The 4,950-nt window shown below is 51.0% G+C and carries 8 protein-coding genes; 2 read left to right on the top strand and 6 right to left on the bottom strand.

Annotation, left to right across the window (positions count from 1 at the left end):
• Positions 1–138: DUF1415 family protein (locus Q7T06_RS09160; protein WP_304783828.1), on the top strand; the 138-nt coding region annotated here is incomplete at its 5' end.
• A 421-nt stretch (positions 139–559) separates the two neighbouring features.
• Complete coding sequence (locus Q7T06_RS09155; protein ID WP_304783826.1) at positions 560–871, top strand: hypothetical protein; 312 nt, start codon at positions 560–562, stop codon at positions 869–871.
• A gap of 28 nt (positions 872–899) precedes the next feature.
• Here Q7T06_RS09155 and cysM read toward each other — a convergent pair whose 3' ends face one another.
• The 6 genes from cysM to Q7T06_RS09125 form a co-directional block, all read right to left on the bottom strand.
• Positions 900–1,802: a cysteine synthase CysM gene (gene cysM / locus Q7T06_RS09150; protein ID WP_304783823.1), complete on the bottom strand. Its 903-nt coding sequence runs from the start codon at positions 1,800–1,802 to the stop codon at positions 900–902.
• A gap of 170 nt (positions 1,803–1,972) precedes the next feature.
• Entirely contained in the window at positions 1,973–2,338 is a 366-nt protein-coding gene (locus Q7T06_RS09145) for a helix-hairpin-helix domain-containing protein (protein ID WP_304783820.1), read from the bottom strand.
• 226 nt (positions 2,339–2,564) lie between these two features.
• Positions 2,565–3,740: a lipopolysaccharide assembly protein LapB gene (lapB, locus tag Q7T06_RS09140; protein WP_304783817.1), complete on the bottom strand. Its 1,176-nt coding sequence runs from the start codon at positions 3,738–3,740 to the stop codon at positions 2,565–2,567.
• Positions 3,741–3,802: 62 nt separating this feature from the next.
• Positions 3,803–4,108, bottom strand: coding sequence for a lipopolysaccharide assembly LapA domain-containing protein (locus tag Q7T06_RS09135; protein WP_304783814.1), 306 nt, complete (start codon positions 4,106–4,108; stop codon positions 3,803–3,805).
• 160 nt (positions 4,109–4,268) lie between these two features.
• The gene (locus Q7T06_RS09130; RefSeq protein WP_011871954.1) at positions 4,269–4,574 is read right to left on the bottom strand and encodes an integration host factor subunit beta; all 306 of its coding nucleotides are present in this window, start codon (positions 4,572–4,574) and stop codon (positions 4,269–4,271) included.
• Positions 4,575–4,584: 10 nt separating this feature from the next.
• The coding region (locus tag Q7T06_RS09125; RefSeq protein ID WP_304783804.1) for a S1 RNA-binding domain-containing protein at positions 4,585–4,950 on the bottom strand (366 nt) is incomplete at its 5' end.

Raw genomic sequence — 4,950 nt, 5'->3', positions numbered from 1 at the left:
CCTTACCCGATCCTGCATCTGCTACGTGAAGCGAGCATAGAACGCGCAGTCGCGGCATTTCCAGAGGCCGAGATGATATTCGAAAAGAATATGGAAACCTTGCGCCAGCTCGGGCTCGAAGGATGGCGGAAATTGTAACTTGCCGCATTATCAACTTAGACTTATTATTCTTTTGATAATAATATGGGCTGTGCTGGTTTCATCCCTTGTCTTCAGCTTGATATAATGGCGTATTGATTATTAGCAAACTGGATCCACATGGATAATTGTATTAATACAATTATCTAAAAGTAAGCTTACTTTATGGAACTTTTTTCGTATCGTATTAACTAATAAGATATAAAAAAGACACTGAGTTTTAATTGCTTTTTTGGAATTTCTTGCTATATTGATTGCTTATGGTTAATTTTTTCATATATACATTGAAAAAGTCATCACCGTTTGCAACTTTACGAATCTGGCAACACTCCAAGAAGCAGCCGACGAAATTGCAGCAAGTTTTGCATTTCCCCATCCCTCATTTTGAATCGAAGATATTATGACTAATCTGGATAGCCAAATGACTAGTAACCGACTCGCCGATCAAGCTGCCTATGATCCAAATCATTTACTGGATTCGCTGATAGAAAAACTGCATTTGAAAAACGATGCAGCCCTTTCACGCGCACTGGAAGTTGCACCGCCAGTCATCAGCAAGATCCGCCATCGCCGTTTGCCAGTCGGCGCTTCGCTGCTGATACGCATGCATGAAGTGAGTGAATTGAGCATACGCGATCTGCGTATCCTGATGGGTGACCGTCGCGATAAATTCCGCATCAGCGACAAGCAATTCAAGCCTAAAGACGGCGTGACCGAAGGCCACGCAGAATAAGACCGGCTGCAGACTGCGTATTTCCGGCTTATGCCGGGAATACGCCGGTTGAAAGATAGCGATCACCCCGATCGCAGACGATGAATACTATCGTCGCATTTTCAACAGTTTGAGAAATCCGGAGCGCAACATCGCATGCGCCCGCTGCTGAAATCCCGCAAAAAATCCCTTCTTCTATGGCCAGACGTCGTGCCGTGTGTTCTGCCACACCCTGGCTGACATATTCGAGCTGATCGACTTTGCTCGCATCGTATATTTTCGGCAGGTAGGCTTCCGGCCATTTCCTGATACCGGGAATCTGCGAACCTTCTTCCGGCTGCACCCCTATGATCTTGATGTCTGGATTTTTCTCTTTCAGATATTGCGAAACCCCGATGATGGTTCCGGTAGTGCCCATCGCGCTGATGAAATGGGTGATTTTTCCACCGGTATCACGCCAGATTTCCGGCCCGGTACTTTCATAATGCGCCCGCGGATTGTCGGGATTGGAAAACTGGTCGAGTATCAAGCCTTCGCCATTTTTCTGCATTTGTTCTGCCAGATCACGCGCATATTCCATGCCGCCCGTTTTCGGCGTCAGTACAATTTTCGCGCCATACGCCGCCATCGCCTGCCGACGTTCTTCACTTAAATTTTCCGGCATCAACAAAATCATCTTGTACCCGCGCATGGCCGCAACCATCGCCAGCGCAATGCCGGTATTGCCGCTGGTCGCTTCTATCAGGGTGTCACCCGGCTTGATGTCGCCGCGCTCTTCCGCATGCTTGATCATCGACAAGGCAGGCCTGTCCTTTACCGAGCCGGCCGGATTATTACCTTCCAGCTTGCCGAGGATGATGTTGTTGCGACGCGCAGACTCTGCACCGTCCATGCGCTTGATTTGCACCAGTGGCGTATTGCCTATGGTGTCTTCGATAGTCAAATATTGCATATTGGGGATTGAATTATTTTTTGAAGAATATCATTTTAATCGACTGCGCCAGAGAGCGTGCGAACTCGATTGCAAACCGTGCGCGCAATAAAAAACCCCGACGATCTTCATCATCGAGGCTATGCGGCGGCAGTATATGCATACTGGCTGCGACGCCAGTATCAAACACTTCAGGGTTTAGCCGTTTTCTTTGGCTCAGCCACTTTGGCGCTTGCTGCACTTTGGGCTTTGTCTGCCTTGGCTGCGGCAGGCTTGCTGCCACCTGACTTCGCACTGCCATTGACAGTCAGGCCTGCCTGCGAGAATTTGTCCGAACTCTTGTCGCCTATGCCCTTGACGCGCGTTTGCAGATCATTCCAGTCCTTGAAATTCCCGCCTTTTTTACGTTCATCCAGTATCGCCTTTGAGGTGGTCGGTCCTATACCCTTGATGCCATCAAGCGCAGCCTGATCAGCTTGATTGACTTCGACACTCGCGCAGGCAAAACCCATCGTAACGATCAGTGCGACAAACCCCAGCAATAATTTATTCAGCATAAATATCTCCAGTTTATGGGTGAAAAAGTTCAGGAAAAAACAGGCTGGACGCCTTGATTCATTGCTTTATTAACAATAAATCGATTTGAACTTTATCAGTAATCACATTGTGTGACATTCCCATAAACTGGTTTATTTTGCGGATAAAGCGTTTGCGACACCGCGCTTGTGATGCAGAGATCATGCACAGACGCTCTTGCGGCATCTAGATGAGGAGCCGGCAAGCTCAATTCATTACATTCAATTCTTCCGTGCGCCGTGGCGGGTAGCTTTCCCATTTGCTGCAACCCGGGCATTGCCAGTAATACTGACGCGCCTTGAAACCGCAATTGCTGCATTGATAGCGCGCCAGTTTTTGCGTATAGCCATGCACCAGATTCTTGACCATAGACAGTTCGGAGCGCATCTCTGGCGGCGCATCCAGCAAGCGCGCTTCCAGCAGCTTGTCCAGCCCCAGCAGGGTGGGCGTACGGCGCAACTCATCGCTGACCATCTGCGTCGCTGCATCGACTCCTTCGAGCTCCAGCACTGCCTGGAACACGACCTCGATCAAATCGATGGATGAGGCTTCGGCCAGATAGAATCTCAAGAGCTTGGCGCCTTCATGCGCACGATCAACTGCGCGATAGCCATCCATCAAACGCTGGGCGACCAGCGCCACATGCGGCACGCTCTGGTGTTCCACACGACGCCACGCGACCAGCGCAGATTCGATATCATCCTTGGCCAGGAAGGCATCGCCCATCAGCATCGTCGCGCGCACGCTTTTACGATCAGCCGCCAGCGCTCTTTCCAGCAAGGCTATCGCGGCATCCGGGTGCGTGTGCACCAGCTCATCCTGCGCCAGCTCGCAATAGAATTGCGCTATTTCCTTCTGCCTGCCACCAGCACCAGACTCTTGCAGCGCATGCGCGGCTTCAATCGCGCGCTCCCATTCTTTTTCGCGCTGGTAGATTTCCAGCAAGGCGCGTCGCGCCTGCGCACTGTATTGCGTATCGACCAGCAGATTGAAGGTTTCTTCTGCACGGTCCAGCAAACCCGCGTTCAAATAATCCTGGCCCAGTTCGTACTGCGCATGCAGCTTGTGTTCCGACGGCAGATCCGGACGTGCCAACAGGTTTTGATGCACACGTATGGCGCGCTCGATTTCACCACGGCGGCGAAACAAATTACCGAGGGCGAAATGCAGTTCAACGGTTTCCGGGTCCAGTTTGACGATTTCAATGAAGGCATCAATCGCCTTGTCATGTTGCTCGTTGAGCAGAAAATTCAACCCTTTGAAATACCCGCGCGGCAGGCTGCGCGATTCGGACACCAGCTGATTGATATCAACACGTGCAGCTATCCAGCCCAGGGTAAAAAAGGCCGGGATGGCAAGCAACCACCAATTTTCAAATTCCATGCAAGGTCTTGTTGTAGAGAGTAATCAAATGACTGAGCAAGTCGATGCGCAAATCAAGGAGGTCACACAGCATCGGGTTGAGGCGGTTGTGAGCGCGCCAGTAATTGCGCCTGCGTTTCCTTTTCCATCGTCGCGATAGCCTTCTTGTTCTTGCTCAGTTCCCGCCTGTGGCGGAATACCGTAGGCGTCATGGCCAGCACGCCCAATACGGCACCGCCAGCAAAAAAGCCGAGCAGCAGCAGAACCAGCGGCCCACGTATTTCATAACCCATGAAAAACTGCAGGGCGACTTCTTGCGTATTTTTCAGGGCGAAACCGAAAAACACGATAAAAAGTATCGCAGCAAAGATTCTGAACAGGATTTTCATGGCGCAGATTCCTTTATTTGGGCGACTTCAGAGCCGCAGCATACGGGCAAATTGGTGCTGCATTAAAACTAACGAAATTGTACGTGAAAAAAACGGCATCTTCGGATGGCGTAAAAAAAACGGCATCCGAAGATGCCGTTCATATTTCATTGCAAACAACTCAGTCTTCGATGATAGGTTGCCCCACCATCGCATCCACACGCTCGCGCAACTGTTTGCCAGGCTTGAAGTGCGGCACCCGTTTTTCGGGAACCATCACCTTGTCGCCCGATTTCGGGTTGCGACCGATGCGCGGTGGACGGCTGTTGAGGGCAAAGCTGCCAAAACCACGGATCTCGATCCGCTGTCCGGTCGCCAGGGCGTCGGACATCGCATCGAGGATGGTTTTGACCGCGTAATCCGCATCCTTGGCTACCAGTTGCGGATAACGCTCAGCCAGACGGGCAATCAGCTCCGACTTTGTCATTTACGTAGACTTAGTTTTTGCTGTTATCGAGCTTGGCTTTGAGCAATGCGCCGAGGCTGGTCGTACCGGATGCAGCGTTCGAATCCGACGACATTTTTTGCATTGCTTCCTGCGTTTCAACATTGTCTTTTGCTTTGATCGACAACTGGATGCCACGTGCCTTGCGGTCAACGTTGATCACCATTGCTTCGACGGTATCGCCAACTTTCAGGTGGGTACCGGCATCTTCCACGCGGTCGCGGGAGATTTCGGATGCACGCAGATAGCCTTCGACTTCTTCGGACAACTGGATCACTGCGCCTTTAGGCTCAACCGATTTGACAACACCGGTAACCAATGCGCCCTTGTCGTTCATTGCAGCGAAGTTGTTGAATGG

Source organism: Herminiimonas sp. (genome assembly GCF_030645555.1).
Taxonomy (GTDB): domain Bacteria; phylum Pseudomonadota; class Gammaproteobacteria; order Burkholderiales; family Burkholderiaceae_D; genus Oxalicibacterium.
Note: the sequence above shows the minus strand (reverse complement) of the source record. Positions and strands in the feature narration are given on the sequence as shown.